This is a genomic window from Mesorhizobium sp. WSM4814, assembly GCF_055811595.1.
Map to the genome: position 1 here is coordinate 220,973 of NZ_JBVVQT010000002.1, position 16,859 is coordinate 237,831.

Genomic DNA, 16,859 nt, shown 5'->3' on the forward strand with positions numbered 1-16,859 from the left:
CTTTCACTATTCTCACAACCAGGTGCCGTGTCAAACGCGAACAGAGTTTTTTATCTATAAAAGACTGACTTGCCCTCGCTGTTTGCGTTGTTTAGCTTCACCGCAACGAAAGGGGGGCCAATGGCTCAAGTCGCGATCAGCAATGTGGCCAAGGCGTTCGGAACCGTCAAGGTCCTGCACGGTGTCAGCGTCGATATCGCCGACGGGCAGTTCGTGGTGCTGGTCGGCCCTTCGGGGTGCGGCAAGTCCACGCTGCTCAGGATGGTGGCGGGGCTGGAGACCGTTTCCGGCGGCACGATCGCCATCGGCGACCGTGTCGTCAACCATCTGCCGCCGGCCAAGCGCGACATCGCCATGGTGTTCCAGAACTACGCGCTCTATCCGCACAAGACGGTCGAGCAGAACATGGCCTTTGCGCTAAAACTGCGCAAGACCGATCCGGCCGATGTCGCCGAGCGGGTCAAGCGCGCCGCCGATATCCTCGATCTCAACCCCTATCTCAAGCGCTATCCGCGCCAGCTCTCGGGCGGCCAGCGCCAGCGCGTCGCCATGGGTCGCGCCATCGTGCGCAACCCGCAGGTGTTTTTGTTCGACGAGCCGCTGTCTAACCTCGACGCCAAGCTGCGCGTCCAGATGCGCACCGAGATCAAGGAACTGCACCAGCGGCTGAAGACCACCACCATCTATGTCACGCACGACCAGATCGAGGCCATGACCATGGCCGACAAGATCGTCGTGATGCGCGACGGCCGCATCGAGCAGGTCGGCGCGCCGCTGGAACTGTTCGACCGGCCGGCCAATCTGTTCGTCGCCGGCTTCATCGGCTCGCCGTCGATGAACCTGCTCAAGGGCGTGGTGCGCAAGGGCGACAAGCCCATCGTCGAGATCGCAGGGACGCCGTTCCCGATGGCTGCGAGCAGCAAGGTGGAGGACGGGCGCAATGTCGTCTACGGCGTCCGGCCCGAGCATCTCGAAATCCACCCCCGCGGCGTGCCGGCGAAGATTTCCGTCGTCGAGCCGACCGGTTCCGAAACGCTGGTGTTTCTGCGTTTCGGCGAGGGCGAGATGGTGGCGCTGTTCCGCGAGCGCCACGACTTTAAGCCGGGCGACACGCTGCATCTGAAACCGCGGCTCGACCAGGTCCATCTCTTCGACGCAGAGACCGGCAATCGTCTCTAAAACACTTTGAATTGCGCATGATCTTGTCCGAAAACCGACAGCGCTTCGGGATCATGCGCCAGGCTTCGCATCAAAAAGCCCGTTCGGGAGGCAACTATGCTCAAAGGGATCAATCCGCTGCTCAATGCCGACGTGCTCCAGGCGTTGCGGGCGATGGGCCATGGCGACGATTTGATCATCGCCGACACCAACTTCCCCTCCGATTCGGTGGCGCGCCAGACGGTGCTCGGTCGGCTGCTGCGCATCGATGCGCCGGCCGCTGACGTGGTCAAGGCGGTGCTGTCGCTCTATCCGCTGGACACTTTCGTCGACGATGCCGCCGCCCGCATGGAGATCGTCGGCAAGCCGGACGAGATCCCCGCCGTGCAGCAAGAAGTGCAAAGCGAGATCGATGCTGCGGAGGGCAAGGCCTGGCCGATGATTTCGGTCGAGCGCTACGCCTTCTACGAACGTGCCAAAAAGGCCTATTGCGTCATCCAGACCGGCGAGCGCCGCTTCTATGGCTGTTTTGCCTTCCGCAAGGGCGTCGTTCCGCCGGACGCGGAGTAGCGGGATGCCAGGCAAGCCTGTCGTCATCAAGCCTGTCGTCATATTGGGCGTCTTCGTCGCCGACACCGCCTACCGCGCCGCCCGCCAGCCGCGCATGGGCGAGACGATCCTTGGAACATCCTTCACCCTCGGCCCGGGCGGCAAGGGCTCCAACCAGGCGGTCGCGGCCGGCCGTCTCGGCGCCGACATCACTTTTTTGACGCGCCTTGGCGTCGATCCCTTTGCCGACATGGCCAGGCAAACCTGGACGCAGGCCGGGGTGAAGAGCGACGTCATCGACACGCCGGAGAGTTATACGGGTGCGGCCTATATCTTCGTCGAGGAGACGAGCGGCAACAACGCCATCATCGTCAGCCCGGGTGCGGCCATGCTGATTTCGCCCGACGACATCGAGGCTAACGCCGGCCTGATCCGCTCGGCCGGCGTTTTCGTAACCCAGCTCGAGCAGCCGATCGAGGCGGCGATGCGGGCGCTGGAGATCGCGCGCGGGGCAGGGGTGACGACCATCCTCAACCCGGCGCCCGCGGCAAGCCTGCCCGAGCGCATCTACACGCTCTGCGACTATGTCACGCCCAACGAGACCGAGGCCGAGGAACTGACCGGCATCAAGGTGTCGTCCATCGACGACGCCCGCCGCGCCGCCGATCGTTTGCTTGGAAAAGGCGCCGGCGCGATTATCGTGACGCTCGGCGAACAGGGCGCGCTGCTGCACACGGCCAGCCGATCCGACCATGTCGGCGCGATCAATGCCGGCACCGTCGTCGAGACAACCGGCGCAGGTGACGCCTTCAATGGCGGCCTAGCCGCAGCACTTGCGAGAGGCGTGGAACCGCTGCAAGCAGTCCGCTTCGCCTGCGCCGTCGCCGGCATCTCGGTCACCCGGCCGGGCACGGCGCCGTCGATGCCGACGCTGCAAGAGGTCGAGGCGCTGCTCGCCGAGGCCGAAGCTGCTGATCTCCCCCCTTGAGGGGAGATGTCGCCGAAGGCGACAGAGGGGGTCGCCGCGCGTAAAGCGCCAGCCTTGATCTGCCGCAGGAGGCCGCGCCCAGTCGAACCGACCCCCTCTGCCTTGCCGGGCATCTCCCGCTCAAGGGGGGAGATTGGCCGTCATCGGCGCCTTCGCCAATCACCAGCGTGTGGGCGAAGTCGAAGCTGCTGATCTCCCCCCTTGAGGGGGAGATGTCGCCGAAGGCGACAGAGGGGGTCGTCTGACGTAATGCGCCAACCTCCTCTGTCGCAAGAGAGAAGGCCGCGCCCAGTCGAACCGACCCCCTCTGTCTGCCGGACATCTCCCCCTCAAGGGGCGAGATTGGCCGTCATCTCCGACCCACGGTGACATATTAGCCACAGTGAATATGAATCGCCAAACCCGTCTTGCGTCTTTGGCATAGGTGTCCCGTAATGGGTCACTGGGTCTGGCGCCGCAATTGCACGGTCAGCGAAGCCGGGGGGCAATCTTGACCTGGCAATCGAGGGGGTATTGGGGGACCCGCCGCTTCGCAAATGAAGCGGCGGGCTCTTTCATGGCACCCATCACAAGCCGCCGACGGTGTTTTGCAATGCTCGCGGAGGCGCTCTAGCCGCGAACGCCGGTCAATTCGCGGACCTCCGCCCGCAGTGCCTGCAATTCCGCCAGGATCATCGCCTGATCGCTGTGCAGCGTCGCCCTGTCGGCCGATTCCACGGCTTCATGCTCGGCCTCCATCGCCGAAACGATCACGCCGATGAACAGATTGAGCACGGTGAACGAGGTCGCGATGATGAACGGGATGAAGAACAGCCAGGCGGCCGGATAGACCTCCATGACCGGGCGCACCACGCCGTCCGACCAGCCTTCGAGAGTCATGACCTGGAAAAGCGTGAACAGCGACGCCGGTATGCCGCCGAACAGTTCGGGAAACGACGCGCCGTAGAGCTTCGTCGCCATCACCGCAAAGACGTAGAACACCAGCCCGAGCAACAGCATGATCGAGCCCATGCCGGGCAGGGCGGTGATGAAGCCGGTGACGACACGGCGCAGCGAAGGAACGATGCTGATCAGGCGCAGCACCCGCAGGATCCGCAGCGCCCGCAGCACCGAGAGCGAACCGGTCGTGGGGATCAGCGCGAAACCGACGACGAAGAGGTCGAAGATGCGCCATGGATCGCGGAAGAAACGCGTCCGGTAGACGACCAGCCGGATCGCGAGTTCGAGCACGAAGACGCCGAGGATCGCGCGGTCGATGGCCGTTAGCAGCGGGCCAAAGGCAGCAATCGCGTCGGGCGAGGTTTCGAGGCCGAGCGTGACGGCGTTGATCAGGATCAGGACCATGATCGCGAGGTCGAAGCGGCGCGATTCGATCAGCGATTTCAGGGCATCCAAGGCTTCTTCTCCGTTAGAGCATCGGACCCGAAAATGGGAACCGGGCATGGAAACTCCAATGCTCAAACGCATATGGCCGGCTTGTGGCGCACCGGATACAAAAAGTCGAAACAGCCGAAGAATGCTGCGGCTAAGCTACTGATCCCCCCCTTGAGGGGGAGATGGCCAGCAGGCCAGAGGGGGTCGTCTCACGTAATGCACCAACCTCCACTGTCGCAAGAGAGAAGGCCGCGCCCAGTCGAACCGACCCCCTCTGCCCTGCCGGGCATCTCCCCCTCAAGGGGGGAGATTGGCCGTCATCGGCGCCTTCACCAATCACCAGCGTTGCAACGCGCCAGGAACCATGTCGGGAGCAGCGGGTTTGGCTTGGACGACATGTTCGGTCTCTCCGAAGGAGAATACGATGACATCAGCAAGCAAAACCACAGCACTTGCCGCGGCGTTGGCTATGCTGGCCTCGCCGGCGCTATCCCAGACGAGCCCACCTGCGCCCGCCGCACCTGCACAAGGTTCACAACCATCGCCAGGCGGAACAACCGAAGACTCCATGCGCCAAATGATGCGTGAGATGATGACTGAGATGCTGGAGGAGAGAATGCCGGAGCATCGCCGCCCCCGAGCAGAACGACGAGGTGGCGACCGTTGGCATCGCGATTTCCGACGGCCTGACGGACGCCGAATGGGAGGCGGGATGATGCATGGCGCACGGATGCGAATGATGTTCGCCATAGTCGACGCCGACGGCGATGGTGCGCTGTCTCAAACCGAGGTTCAGGATTTTGTCGAGCGGATATTCAGCGCCGTCGACGAGGACGGCGACGACAGCATCGACAGGGAGGAAATTCGATCCTTCTTCCACGGAGGCGCCGACGGAACGGGCGAATAAATCACTGCAAATCTTGCGCGTTCCTGGACGAGAATTCGGGAAAGGGAATTCGGAAATGGCTGGTCTCGTTGGCAAGTCTGCCGGGAAAGCCCCGGCGCCTCGCAAGGGCATGGCTAGTCCCAGACTGAGTGAGAAAGCCTTCAAGGCGAGGTACAAGCAGCAATTCGTCGATCCAGCGTTCGAACCGCTCGCCCAGTCGATTGAGCAAATCGCTTCGATCGCCTGGCAGGCTTACGCGGATTCCCGCAAGAGCCCGATCACGAGGAAAGCCGGTCCTGCGTTCAGCGACCCCGACTACGATCTGTCCGTCGATTGGATTGCGGCGCACGAAGCGGTGCTGCAGGCGCAGCGTCGGTACGAGGATCTGACGGTGCCGCCGCGTCTATTGATCATCAACGGGTCGTCGCGCAGCGAGCACACCTGTCCCGGCGAAATGTCGAAGAGTTTTCGGCTCGCCGAAATCGCCCGTGAGACCATCGACAAGGAAACGAAACTTGCGGTCGAAATTCTCGATCTGTCACGACTTGCTTCCGAATACGGGAGGATGATCCATCCGTGCAAGGCGTGCTTTTCGACGGCCGCTCCGCTCTGTCATTGGCCCTGTTCGTGCTATCCCAACCATTCGCTTGGGCAAGTTCAGGACTGGATGAACGAAATCTACCCGATGTGGGTCGCCGCCCATGGCATCATGATCATCTCGCCGGTGAATTGGTATCAGGTTTCCTCGCCTGTCAAACTGATGATGGACAGGCTTGTCTGCGCTGACGGTGGCAATCCAGACCCCTCGCTGACACAAGGCAAGGATGCGGCAAAGGCAAAGCAGGTAGAGCTGGCCGGGTGGGACTATCCGCGTCATCTGGCAGGCAGGCTGTTTTCTGTGATCGTGCACGGCGATGTCGAAGGTGCGGAGAATGTGCGGCATTCCATCGCTGACTGGCTGCGCTTCATGAAGTTGTCGCCGGCCGGCCCGAGCGCCGAGCTCGACCGCTACATCGGTTACTGGAAGCCGTACGCCACAAGCCATGAGGAACTCGATGCCGACGAGACAATCCAGGAAGAAGTTCGCAACGCCGCCCGCTCGCTCGCCGAAGCCGTCATCGAACGTCGGGCGGGCCGTTTCCGTCAGATCGGCATCGGCCTGGAAGACCCGAGGCAAAAATAGGAACACTAGAACGGCGATCCGCAAGCGGTGATGGGCCAGATCGAACGGATCTCTAAAAATCAGACCAAACGCTAGATTTATCGGGCGCCAAGGTCGACCCGAATATCTGAATTGCCGGTCCGGCATTCAGAGTTTTTTTACATTTCCAATCAGCTAAGTGATTGAAAATGGCGCGAGTGACGGGGCTCGAACCCGCGACCTCCGGCGTGACAGGCCGGCACTCTAACCAACTGAGCTACACCCGCGCAAGACGAGCACGGTCAGCCGTGTTCGTCGTTGGGGCGGTGGATAAGGCGTAAGCCACCGGGTGTCAAGCGGAGCGCGACAGCATAACGGCAAACAGGAGAAGGTTTTTTGACAAGCCGGATTTTGCCGCCGAAAACGACCAGCGGCGAGGGCGTTGCGCGCTCATTTGGCCTTGCGAACCCGGTCCTAACTGCTTAAAGGTCCGCCCCGGAGCGGGCGATTAGCTCAGTTGGTAGAGCGCTTCGTTTACACCGAAGATGTCGGCGGTTCGAGCCCGTCATCGCCCACCATGTTTTCTCAAGGGTTTGAGGTTTTCCGGTTCAGCAGCCGCCACGAAACCCGTATCGAACAGCCGCTTTGCGGACCGAATCGGCCCGTTCGCGTTCAGTGATGTACCGCGGCTCCAGGTCGCCCGGTTCAACGCGAGATGGTATGCTCGTCATATTATCGGCAAGGGAGGTTCGGCATGCCTGTAACGGTTGGAGCGCACCATCTGACGCTTTTCACACACGACATGGACCGTTTCATTCGCTTTTATGAAGAAATCTTCGACGCGGAAACGAAGTTCGATCTGTCCGAGCCCGGTCCCGGTGGCGGCACTCTTCGTCACTCACTAATCGACGTTGGAGGTGGCTTTGCCCTTCATCCGTTCCAAATGCCGGAACCAACGGGGTATGAAGATGGGTCGATGCAGATGGGCAAGAGAGGTCACATAGATCATCCTGCGCTGAAGGTACACGATGAAGAGTGCTTGCAGGAAGTCAGGCGACGTCTGGTGAAGGCCGGCGCTTCGGATGGGACCATTACAGATTTCGGCGCTGTCCGTCTTGTGAGCTTCAAGGACCCGGATGGAATGGAGGGCGAGGTCGCGCGGTGGACCGATAGCAAACGCGTGCTCGGCTTTGAAGAACGCAAGCGGGAGCTTTGGCCAGACTGATCGCGAAGGCCGCATTGGGCTGCCTCACACCTGTTCTCCAGTCATCGGCCTTTACTGTGCTATCAGCTACCTCCGATGAGGACTGGAGTCGCTGCGCGAGTCGGTCAGGCGGGGCAACGCTATCGCGCCGCCGTTGCTCGAACAAAAATTGCGTTTAGCGTTGAAATATACTTTTATCCGGGAAGAGATAATAGAACAAAAAAGTACCTTGTCTTTTAATTGTTGTTAACCATGTGTCAGCCGACATTATCCAGTTAACGCTTGAGTCCGCTATCACGGTTATGTTCCGTATCTCACCGATATATGAGTCATAGCAATGTGCGGATTCGGGGGCTATTTCGGTTCGATCCGGGATGCGGAAGCTTTGCTTGCGCGGATGATCGCTGCGATCGCCCATCGCGGGCCGGATGAACAAGGGAAATTTGTAGCAGCCGACGCTGGGCTCGGCCATGCGCGGCTGTCGGTGATCGGCATCGGTGATGGCCAGCAGCCGATGTCCGACGTGTCAGGCAATTTGACGATTGCGTTCAACGGCGAGATTTTCAACTACCTGGAACTGCGCGAAGGGCTTTTAGCCAAGGGCCGGCGCTTTCGCACGTCGAGCGACACCGAGGTCATCCTGCAGCTGTATGACGAGATGGGCGAAGACTGCCTGTCGCTTCTGAACGGCGATTTCGCCTTCGCGATATGGGATAACAGGCGCCGACGCATGGTGCTTGCCCGAGACCGGATGGGTGTCCGGCCGCTGTTCTACACGAACAGGGACGGCGTGCTTTACTTCGCGTCGGAGATCAAGGCGCTGCTGAAGGTTCCTGGCGTCTCGGCCGAGATCGATCCGATCGCACTCGACCAGGTCTTTACGCTGTGGGCGCCGATCGCTCCCCGCACAGCTTTCCGCAACATCCACGAGCTGGAGCCGGCGAGCGTGATGATTGCGACACCGGGGCAAGTCACGGTGAAACGCTATTGGCACCTCGACTATCCGCATCGGGACGCGCCCTCGAAGCTCACGACCGAGGACCATGCGGCCGAGGAACTGCAGGCGCTGTTGAGCGATGCGGTGAGGCTTCGCATGCGCGCCGACGTGCCGGTCGGCTCTTATCTTTCGGGCGGGCTCGATTCATCCCTGGTCTCAGCGCTTGCCGCCGGCATGACTCCTCTCCAGCTGCAGACATTTTCGGTGACGTTCGACAGCGCCGAACACGACGAAAGCGCCTTCCAGACCGAGATGGCTTCAGCGCTTGGCTCCCGGCACCGAACCATTGCCTGCCAGGCCGGCGATATCGCCGGCGTCTTCCCCGAAGTCATCCGCTTTGCCGAGCGGCCGATCATCCGCACCGCACCGGCCCCGCTCTACCAGTTGTCCGGCCTCGTTCGCGAGGCTGGCCTGAAAGTGGTGCTGACCGGCGAGGGCGCCGACGAGGTTTTTGCCGGCTACGATATTTTTAGGGAAGCGCGTGTGCGTCGGTTCTGCGCACGGCAGCCGGCATCGCGCATCAGGCCGCAGCTGTTCCGCAGGCTTTATCCCTATCTGCCGGGTCTGCAACAGCAGTCCGTGGAGTATTTGGCGGCGTTCTTCGGCGCCGGCAACACTGCGCTCGACGATCCGCTGTTCTCGCATCGGCCGCGCTTCAAGACCACGGCGGCGGCGAAGATTTTCTTTTCCGGCGACCTGCGCGCGACGTTGAAGGGCTATGATGCAGCCGAGGAACTGGTCAGCCGGCTGCCCCAGGCTTTTTCGCTATGGCACCCGCTGCATCAGGCGCAATATCTCGAAAGCCGCTTCCTGCTGCCGGGCTATATCCTGTCCAGCCAAGGCGATCGGATGGCCATGGCGCATGGGATCGAAGGACGGTTTCCCTATCTCGACCATCGCCTGGTGGAATTTGCTGCAAGACTTCCGCCTGAAATGAAGCTGAAGGGACTGGTCGAAAAGCACATATTGCGCAAAGCGGCGGGGCATCTGCTTCCCAGCGCGATCGGGGAGCGTGCCAAGCAGCCCTACCGGGCGCCGGAAGCCCGCTCCTTCGTTGGAGCCGGGGAACTGGACTATGTGCGTGATTGCTTAAGCGAAGCGAACATCGCTGCCGGCGGACTGTTCAACGCCAAGGCGGTGGCCAGCCTTCATGAGAAATGCCGCACGCAGCCAGCGTCGGGATTCCGCGACAACGCTGCCTTCGTCGGCATCCTGTCGACGCAGCTGTGGCAGAAGAATTTCACCGGCCAAGAAGCCAGTGCAGCAAGAGCAGCTTGAGGAATCCAGGGAAGGGAAAAATGATGATAACAATCAAGGACAAGGTCAGAGCCTTTATCGTCGACAATTTCTTGTTCGGCGACACGTCTTACGAACTTGCAGATACAGCCTCGCTGATCGAGAACGACATCATCGACTCGACCGCCGTGGTCGAACTCGTGGCGTTCATCGAGGATACCTTCGGCATTGCGATGGTCGATTCCGACATCGTGCCGGCCAATCTGGATTCGATTGACCGTATTTCGTCCTTCATCAAGGCGAAAGCGCCGGCAGTCTAGGCGCGATCGGCGAGGAGCGTCCGTGCGGATCGAACATTTTCTGGCCGCGAATGCCGCTGCCCAACCTGCCAAGACGGCATTGATCACCGGGCATAAAAGGCTGAGCTACGAAGAATTTTACGATCTCTCGAGCCGCCTTGCCGCTGCGCTTTTCGCGAACGGCGTCAGGCGCAACGACCGGGTCGTCGTTTTCATGGACAATTGCTGGGAGATCGCGGTTTCGATTTTCGCCGTGCTCAAGGCAGGGGCGACCTTCATCCCGGTCAACCCATCGACCAAGGCCGACAAGCTTGCCTACATCCTTGCCGATTGCGACGCTGCTGCGATCCTCACCCAGGCAAAACTGATGCCCGTGGTCACTGAAGCCTGCGGCGGCAAAACCGGCATCTTCGTGGCTTCGACCGTCGGTGCCGATGGTCAATGCCCGGTGGGGGCCACATCCCTAGCCGACTGCCTGACGCTTGAAGCCGGAGAGATCGACCACCGCGGCATCGACGTCGATCTGGCGATGTTGATCTACACGTCGGGCTCGACCGGCCGGCCCAAGGGCGTGATGATGACGCACCGCAATTGCGACGCGGCCTCGGACTCCATCACCACCTATCTGCGCAACACGTCCGACGACATCATTTTGAATGTGCTTCCGCTCGCCTTCGACTATGGCCTTTATCAGTTGCTGATGGCCGTCAGGCTCGGCGCCACGCTTGTGCTCGAAAAATCCTTCGCCTTTCCTCAGGCGATCTTTGAGCGTATCCGCGAGGAGGGCGTCACCGGTCTTCCGCTGGTGCCGACGATGGCAGCGATGATCCTGCAGATGCGTGACCTGGAGCCGGGCTTCCTGCCCAGCGTTCGCTATATTTCCAATACGGCGGCGGCCTTGCCGCCGGCCCATATCGAACGCCTGCGCTGCCTTTTCCCCGGTGTCAGGCTGTATTCGATGTATGGCCAGACCGAATGCAAGCGCTGCACCTATCTGCCGCCCGAGGAGCTCGACCACCGGCCGGGTTCGGTCGGCATAGCCATTCCGAACACCGAAGCCTTTGTCGTCGACGACAACGGGCAGAGCGTGCCGGCAGGTGTGGCGGGTGAGCTGGTCATTCGTGGACCGCACGTCATGCAGGGTTATTGGCGAAACGAAGCTGCGACGGAACGAGCGCTGCGACCGGGCCCGAACCGTTGGGAGAAGGTCCTCTACACCGGTGACCTGTTCACGACCGATGAGGACGGCTTTCTCTATTTCGTCGGCCGCAAGGACGACATCATAAAGACGCGGGGAGAGAAGGTGGCGCCGAAGGAAGTGGAAGCCGTGCTTCACGCCCATCCCGGCATCGCCGAGGCCGTTGTCGTCGGTGTGCCGGATCCGCTGCTCGGTCATGCGATCGGTGCGCTCGTCATACGCTCGGACCCGACGCTCAGCGAACGGGATGTCATGCGCCACTGCGCCCGTCACCTCGAGGACTTCATGGTCCCCAAAATCATCGAATTCCGCCTGGAATTGCCGAAGACGGATACGGGCAAGGTCAGCCGCCGGCTTGCGTCGGAGATGATGGAGGCCGCGCAATGAGAGTTCACCCCGGCGATAACGCGCCGACCATTCTGGCGCAGACCCTGGCGATCGACCCTGCCGCCGAAACGGACAGGATCGTGAGCGCCTTGCGCCAGCAGTTGCGCGGCATTCGCAAGCGCGGCCTCGTGCTCGGTCTTTCCGGCGGGATCGATTCCAGCGTTTCGGTGGCGTTGGCGGCGCGAGCCGTCGGGTCCCAGAATGTACTGTGCCTCTTCATGCCGGAAAACGATTCCGATCCGGAAAGTCTGCGGCTCGGCCGGCTTGTCGCCGGCACTTTCGGTGTCGATTCTATTGTGGAGGATATCGGGCCGATCCTGCGCGCCATGGGCTGCTATCAACGTCGCGACGCCTTCATCCGCGAACTGGTCCCGGACTACGGCGAAGGCTGGGCCTCGAAGATCGTGATTGCGAACGCCCTCGAGCATGAGGGCTACAATATTTCGTCGCTGGTGGTGCAGGACCCCGGGGGCAAGCAGACCAAACTGAGAATGCCGCTGCCGGTCTATCTCGGCATCGTCGCTGCCACCAACATGAAGCAGCGCACCCGCAAGCAGATCGAATATTTTCATGCCGACCGCCTGAACTTCGCCGTTCTCGGAACGCCCAACCGGCTGGAATACGATCAGGGCTTCTTCGTCAAGAACGGTGACGGCGCGGCGGACGTCAAGCCGATCGCGCACCTCTATAAAACGCAGGTCTATGCGCTCGCGGCCTATCTCGGCGTGCCCGAGGAAATCCGCAATCGGCCGCCGACCACCGATACCTACTCGCTGGCGCAGACGCAGGAGGAGTTCTACTTCTCGCTTCCCTATGACCGCATGGATCTTTGCCTTTGCGGCCTCAACAACGGCGTGGCGGCCGAAGTGGTGGGGCAGGCGGCAGGACTGGACGCCTCGCAGGTGGAACGCGTCTGGGCCGACATCGCCGCCAAACGCAAGGCGACGCGCTACCTGCACCTGCGCCCGCAACTCGTCGATGAGGTCGAGGAAATCAGTGCCTGAGCTGGCTCTCGATCCAGGTCACGCGAAGCGCTTCAGGTGAAGTGACCCAGCCGGCTCCACTGCTCGCCCGCAAGCCCGTTCAGGAAAGCTTGCGAGTTCTTCATGGCATCCAGAAGCTCTGGATCGCGTGAGTGCACCACGGTCGAGGCAACGGTCAGGAAAGCTATGCGTCGCCCAAGCATTGCTTCCAGAAGTGCGGGTTGAATGCGTCCGCGCAGGCCGCTGACGCCGCGTACGGCGGCATCATCGATCAGGCAGTCGATTACCGAACCCGCCTGGCCGGGGAGGGCGAGGATCTGCAGCACGCGGCCGATTTCACCCGCCCGCGCGTGATAGGCGAATGCGCCGACATTGGTGCCGACTGGCGATGCCACGGAAACGTAGACAAGCTCGCCCAGATCCGGCCTTTGTGCCGCATCGGTCAGCATATGATCCAGCTGGCCTTCCGCCCAACTCGGGCGCAGGGCGAACTGGGCGGTCAACGGTTCGACGAGCCTGGCAAATGCGTCGCTGTCGATTTGGGATGTCCGAAAGGCGCCATGACCTGCCCCGTCCGCCGCCACACCGGACCAGCGTCGTTCGCTGGACTTCATTCGCCTGCAATAAAACCGGTCGATTGCATGCGCAAACGGATTGAGCATTCGGACAGATTTCATGCGACTGGCGGAAAGGCTGAGCACAAAGCTCGACGGCCGCATCACGCGCACCCAGTCGAGACTGTATTGCGGCAGGACAACGCCGCGCAGCCGGGTCCACAATTTTGCGGAAATATCGTTGGCGGTCTCGCTGAACGAGATATCCTGCGGGCCATCCAGATAAGCCTTCAACAAGCGGGCGCCGGCCATCGGGTCGCGCTCATGATCCCCGACCATGAGCGAGCTGCAGATGGCGGCGCGTAATTGCCGGCCGTTGAATTGCATCGGCAACACGTGAACGCCGACGAACCCGGAGACGTCGCCGGCGTCGTTGACATGGACAAGCGAGCGGAGATCGCCTCCGCAACCGGGCGCCTCCAGATAAAACCGTCTCATATAGTCGATGAGCGCGGCCGGCGCTTCGGTCCGCTTCTTGCGCAGCACGCGTTGAAACATGCCTGCGACTGCCGGAACATCGGCACTTTCCAAGGCGCGAATGACGCTCAAGCCCGGCTCCCGGCACCGGAGTCCCCGCGTTTCCAGACCATGGCAAGGCCCGGCTCCCCATTGGCCATCGCCGCGAACGGCAACTGCCCGCAGCTATGCAATCTATAATTGCACTCGCTCCGGTAGTGGTCGAAAAGAGAGCTGTAACGCTGCGGCAAGGCAGACCCTTTGCTTGATCATGAAAACGAGCGTCGTTGCTGTTACCAGCTTTGGGTAAACCGATGTTGAAGTATTGGGCGGCGAATCGAGTTTATCGGGCGCGGATCATGGCGGAAGCAGGCGGAAGTCCTTGCCTTCGGGCAGCAGCTGCCCGCCATCGACGATGATGGTGGTGCCGGTGATGTAGCTGGCGTCGTCCGAGGCCAGGAACAGGAAGGCATTGGCCACGTCGCGCGGGCTGCCGAGGCGGCCGAGCGGGATGGAGTCCTCCATGTTCTTGATATAGGCGGCGCCGCGATGCAGCTGGATGGCTTCGGTGAGGATGTTGCCGGGCTCGACGCCGTTGACGGTGATACCATAGCCCGAGAATTCGAGAGCGGCCGAACGGATCAGGCCGTTGATGCCGGCCTTGGTCGCCGAATAGTGGCCGTGACCCGGGCTGGTGACGTGCGGACCGGTGATGGAGGAGGTGAACAGCATGCGGCCAGAGTGCTGCGCCTTCATCGGAACGAGCGCGGCACGGGCGGCATTGAAGCTGCCGCGCAAATTGACCGCCATGACACGGTCCCAGTCCTCCGGGCTGGTGTTTTCCAGCAACTGCCAGGGATAGATGCCGGCATTCTGGACCATGATGTCGAGACGGCCGTGATGGTCGAGCGCCAGCGCAACGGCGGCCTCGGCATCGGCCATCTGCGAGATGTCGGTGCGGATGAAGGCGGCGCCGACTTCGTCGGCGGCCGCTTGCCCGGCCTCGACCTCGGTATCGGCCAGCACCAGCTTGGCGCCCTCTTCGGCAAAGCGCTGTGCGATGCCCTTGCCGATGCCGCGCGCGCTGCCGACGATCAGCGCGACCTTGTCCGAAAGTCTTCCGATCCCTGGACGCCCGGTCATGCCAGCCCCCCTCTCATGCCAGTCCCCCTCTCATGCCAGTCTTTGGCGGATGGTTTGCTTGAACGCGTCGAGCAGCACGGCGGCAAGCACCAGCAGGCCGTGGATCACCTGGGTGAAGTTGGCCGGGAGGCCCATGAGGTTGATTGCGGTGTTGATGGCCGACAGCAACAGCACGCCGGCATAGACGCCGGGCAGGGTGCCGACGCCGCCCTTCAAGCTGACACCGCCGATGACGACGGCGGCGAAGGCGTTGAACAGCAGGCCGACGCCGAGATTGGCGGTGGCGCCGGAGGTGCGGATTGCCAGCACCCAGCCGGCAAGGCCGGCGATGGCGCCGGCGAGGACGAAGGCGATGACGAGGTTGCGGTTGACGCGGATGCCGGCGCGGAAGGTTGCGGTCTCGTTGCCGCCGATCATGATCAGGTGCCTGCCGAAGGGGGTCTTGGCCATGATCAGCGAGAAGACCACGAAACACGCAATCGCGATCCAGGCGGTGAGCGGCAGGCCAAGCAGGCGCTGAATGCCGAACCAGCGGATTGCCGGCGCAAGGTCCTGTGCCGAGCGGCCGCCGGAAATGACCAGCACGAGGCCGCGCACCCAGATGTAGGACGCCAGCGTGATGATGAAGGCACTCATCTTCACCTTGACGACCAGGTAGCCGTTGACGGCGCCGATGATGCTGCCGACAGCAAGGGCGATCAGCAGCGAAACCGGAACCATCAGCCATTCCGGGTGCAATTGAACGCCAAGGCCGATACCTGCCGAGCAGAACAGGATGCCGACCGCCATAGCACTGAGCGCCGCCACGGATTCGACCGACAGGTCCATGTGACCGGTGATGATGACCAGCGCCAGGCCGATCGACATGACGCCAAGCACGCTCGACGCCTCGATGATGTTGGCGAAGATGCCGAGCTGGAAATAGTTCGGAATGGAGATGGAGAAGACCACCAGCACGAAGACCAGCATGAACCAGACGAGGTTGTCGAGGACGAACTCGAGGGCGCGGCGCGTGCGGGGATTCATATGCTGATCCGGCTGGCGCATGACCCCCGAAACCAATTCGATTTTAGGGATCACGCGCGGATTGAAAAACTTCTGCAGCTTGACTTGCGCGTCGTTCGAACGCGCCGGCTGAGCTCCGGGCCAGCGCGGCCCGGAGCCCTGGGCGACTTTGCTACTCGACCGGCTTCACGGTGCCTGAGGGCGGCTTCATGTTGCCCCAGAAGGCCGGGTTGTCGACGTTTTCCTTGGTGATCGCAGCGCCGGGGATCTTGATGTTCGGTCCCCAGGCTTCAATCGTCACGGCCGACTTCAGGCCGAGCACATCGTACTCGCCCGGCTTGATCTCCTGCTTGTTGACGACCTTGTCCATGAACATGGCGACGGCGGCGGCCTGTGCGTAGAGCGGCTGCTCGACTTCGACGTTGAGCCAGCCCTTGCGGATCAGGTCGAGGCCGACCGGCGCACCGTTCGAGCTCATCAGCATGACGTCGCCCGGCTTCTTGCCGGCGGCCTCGAGCGAGGCGACGGCAGCGACCGAGAGATGCGCGGCGTGACTGAAGATCAGGTCGATATCCGGGTTGGCGAGCATCTGGTCGTTGACGATGGTTCCGGCTGCATCCGCTGCCCATTGCATGGCCGGCACCGAGATGATCTTGACGTCCGGGAACGCCTTCATCTTCTCCTCGAAACCCTTCTGGATATCGAGCGTGTAGGGGTCGCCAGGATCGCCGAGCACCTGGAGGATCTTGCCTTTCACCGATCCGTGCTTCGCCTTCAAGAGTTTTTCGGCCTGGTCGGCGGCAATCTGGCCGATCTCGACCGTTCCCGCCACCGAGGTGAAATCGGATGGTGTCGAGGTGATCTGGCGATCGAACTCGACAACCGGGATGCCGGCGGCGCGGGCGGCCTCGATCGACGGCTTCAACGCATTGAAATCGACGGCGGCGAGAATGATCGCCGACGGCTTGAGCGCAATGACGTCGTTCATCTGCGATTGCTGAGCGTCGGTCTTGTTGTCGGCGTTCAGCGTCTTCATCTCGTAGCCGACCTGCTTCAGGAACATCTCCAGAGCGCTCACCGAGCCGGTCTGGAATTCATCGAGCAATGTCGGCACCAGGTAGTAGACGGTGCCCTTGGACTGGGCGAATGCCGGCGTGAGCGTGGCAAAGGCCAGTGCCAGGATACCGAAGACGGAAAGAAGTATTTTCTTCATGTCGTTCGCTCCTCTTGCGCCGGACCCC

General features: G+C 61.8%; 15 protein-coding genes and 2 tRNA genes. 11 read left to right on the forward strand and 6 right to left on the reverse strand.

The features are described from left to right. The first annotated feature begins 120 nt into the window (after nt 1–120). The 3 genes from AC0L2V_RS04330 (at nt 121) to rbsK (ending at nt 2,695) form a co-directional block, all read left to right on the forward strand. The gene (locus tag AC0L2V_RS04330; RefSeq protein WP_473519533.1) at nt 121–1,179 is read left to right on the forward strand and encodes an ABC transporter ATP-binding protein; all 1,059 of its coding nucleotides are present in this window, start codon (nt 121–123) and stop codon (nt 1,177–1,179) included. Nucleotides 1,180–1,275: 96 nt separating this feature from the next. Next, nucleotides 1,276–1,728, forward strand: a complete 453-nt coding sequence (locus AC0L2V_RS04335) for an RbsD/FucU family protein (protein ID WP_287330236.1) — start codon at nt 1,276–1,278, stop codon at nt 1,726–1,728. A gap of 4 nt (nt 1,729–1,732) precedes the next feature. Next, on the forward strand, nt 1,733–2,695 hold the full coding sequence (rbsK, locus tag AC0L2V_RS04340) for a ribokinase (RefSeq protein ID WP_473519534.1): 963 nt from the start codon (nt 1,733–1,735) through the stop codon (nt 2,693–2,695). Between the two features lie 609 nt (nt 2,696–3,304). Here the strand turns inward: rbsK and AC0L2V_RS04345 are convergent. Next, nucleotides 3,305–4,090 (reverse strand): ion transporter, encoded by a 786-nt coding sequence (locus AC0L2V_RS04345; protein ID WP_473519535.1) that lies wholly within the window; start codon nt 4,088–4,090, stop codon nt 3,305–3,307. A gap of 403 nt (nt 4,091–4,493) precedes the next feature. On the opposite strand from AC0L2V_RS04345, the gene AC0L2V_RS04350 reads away from it, so the two are divergent. Together AC0L2V_RS04350 and AC0L2V_RS04355 are read left to right on the forward strand one after the other, a co-directional pair. Then, on the forward strand, nt 4,494–4,976 hold the full coding sequence (locus tag AC0L2V_RS04350; RefSeq protein WP_473519536.1) for an EF-hand domain-containing protein: 483 nt from the start codon (nt 4,494–4,496) through the stop codon (nt 4,974–4,976). A 55-nt stretch (nt 4,977–5,031) separates the two neighbouring features. After that, entirely contained in the window at nt 5,032–6,138 is a 1,107-nt protein-coding gene (locus tag AC0L2V_RS04355; RefSeq protein ID WP_473519537.1) for a flavodoxin family protein, read from the forward strand. A 168-nt stretch (nt 6,139–6,306) separates the two neighbouring features. On the opposite strand, the gene AC0L2V_RS04360 is transcribed toward AC0L2V_RS04355, so the two are convergent. Beyond that, a tRNA-Asp gene (locus AC0L2V_RS04360) sits at nt 6,307–6,383 on the reverse strand. 215 nt (nt 6,384–6,598) lie between these two features. Here AC0L2V_RS04360 and AC0L2V_RS04365 point away from each other — a divergent pair. From AC0L2V_RS04365 to nadE, 6 genes are all read left to right on the forward strand, one after another. Further along, nucleotides 6,599–6,674, forward strand: a tRNA-Val gene (locus AC0L2V_RS04365). 176 nt (nt 6,675–6,850) lie between these two features. Further along, a complete protein-coding gene (locus tag AC0L2V_RS04370) occupies nt 6,851–7,321 on the forward strand; it encodes a VOC family protein (RefSeq protein WP_473519538.1) in 471 nt (156 codons plus the stop codon). 316 nt (nt 7,322–7,637) lie between these two features. Continuing rightward, nucleotides 7,638–9,575 (forward strand): asparagine synthase (glutamine-hydrolyzing), encoded by a 1,938-nt coding sequence (gene asnB, locus AC0L2V_RS04375; protein WP_473519539.1) that lies wholly within the window; start codon nt 7,638–7,640, stop codon nt 9,573–9,575. A gap of 20 nt (nt 9,576–9,595) precedes the next feature. Next, complete coding sequence (locus tag AC0L2V_RS04380) at nt 9,596–9,853, forward strand: acyl carrier protein (RefSeq protein WP_091591461.1); 258 nt, start codon at nt 9,596–9,598, stop codon at nt 9,851–9,853. 22 nt (nt 9,854–9,875) lie between these two features. Beyond that, complete coding sequence (locus tag AC0L2V_RS04385; protein ID WP_473519540.1) at nt 9,876–11,417, forward strand: class I adenylate-forming enzyme family protein; 1,542 nt, start codon at nt 9,876–9,878, stop codon at nt 11,415–11,417. Continuing rightward, a complete protein-coding gene (gene nadE / locus AC0L2V_RS04390) occupies nt 11,414–12,421 on the forward strand; it encodes an NAD(+) synthase (protein WP_473519541.1) in 1,008 nt (335 codons plus the stop codon). Before AC0L2V_RS04385 ends, nadE begins: the two co-directional genes overlap by 4 nt. Nucleotides 12,422–12,453: 32 nt before the next feature. Here the strand turns inward: nadE and AC0L2V_RS04395 are convergent, their stop codons facing one another. From AC0L2V_RS04395 to AC0L2V_RS04410, 4 genes are all read right to left on the reverse strand, one after another. Beyond that, on the reverse strand, nt 12,454–13,563 hold the full coding sequence (locus AC0L2V_RS04395) for a hypothetical protein (RefSeq protein WP_473519542.1): 1,110 nt from the start codon (nt 13,561–13,563) through the stop codon (nt 12,454–12,456). Between the two features lie 264 nt (nt 13,564–13,827). Further along, on the reverse strand, nt 13,828–14,613 hold the full coding sequence (locus AC0L2V_RS04400; RefSeq protein ID WP_091591453.1) for an SDR family NAD(P)-dependent oxidoreductase: 786 nt from the start codon (nt 14,611–14,613) through the stop codon (nt 13,828–13,830). A 30-nt stretch (nt 14,614–14,643) separates the two neighbouring features. Beyond that, nucleotides 14,644–15,639: an ABC transporter permease gene (locus AC0L2V_RS04405; RefSeq protein ID WP_473519543.1), complete on the reverse strand. Its 996-nt coding sequence runs from the start codon at nt 15,637–15,639 to the stop codon at nt 14,644–14,646. A 151-nt stretch (nt 15,640–15,790) separates the two neighbouring features. Further along, nucleotides 15,791–16,831: a sugar ABC transporter substrate-binding protein gene (locus AC0L2V_RS04410; protein ID WP_023798316.1), complete on the reverse strand. Its 1,041-nt coding sequence runs from the start codon at nt 16,829–16,831 to the stop codon at nt 15,791–15,793. Between the last annotated feature and the right edge of the window lie 28 nt (nt 16,832–16,859).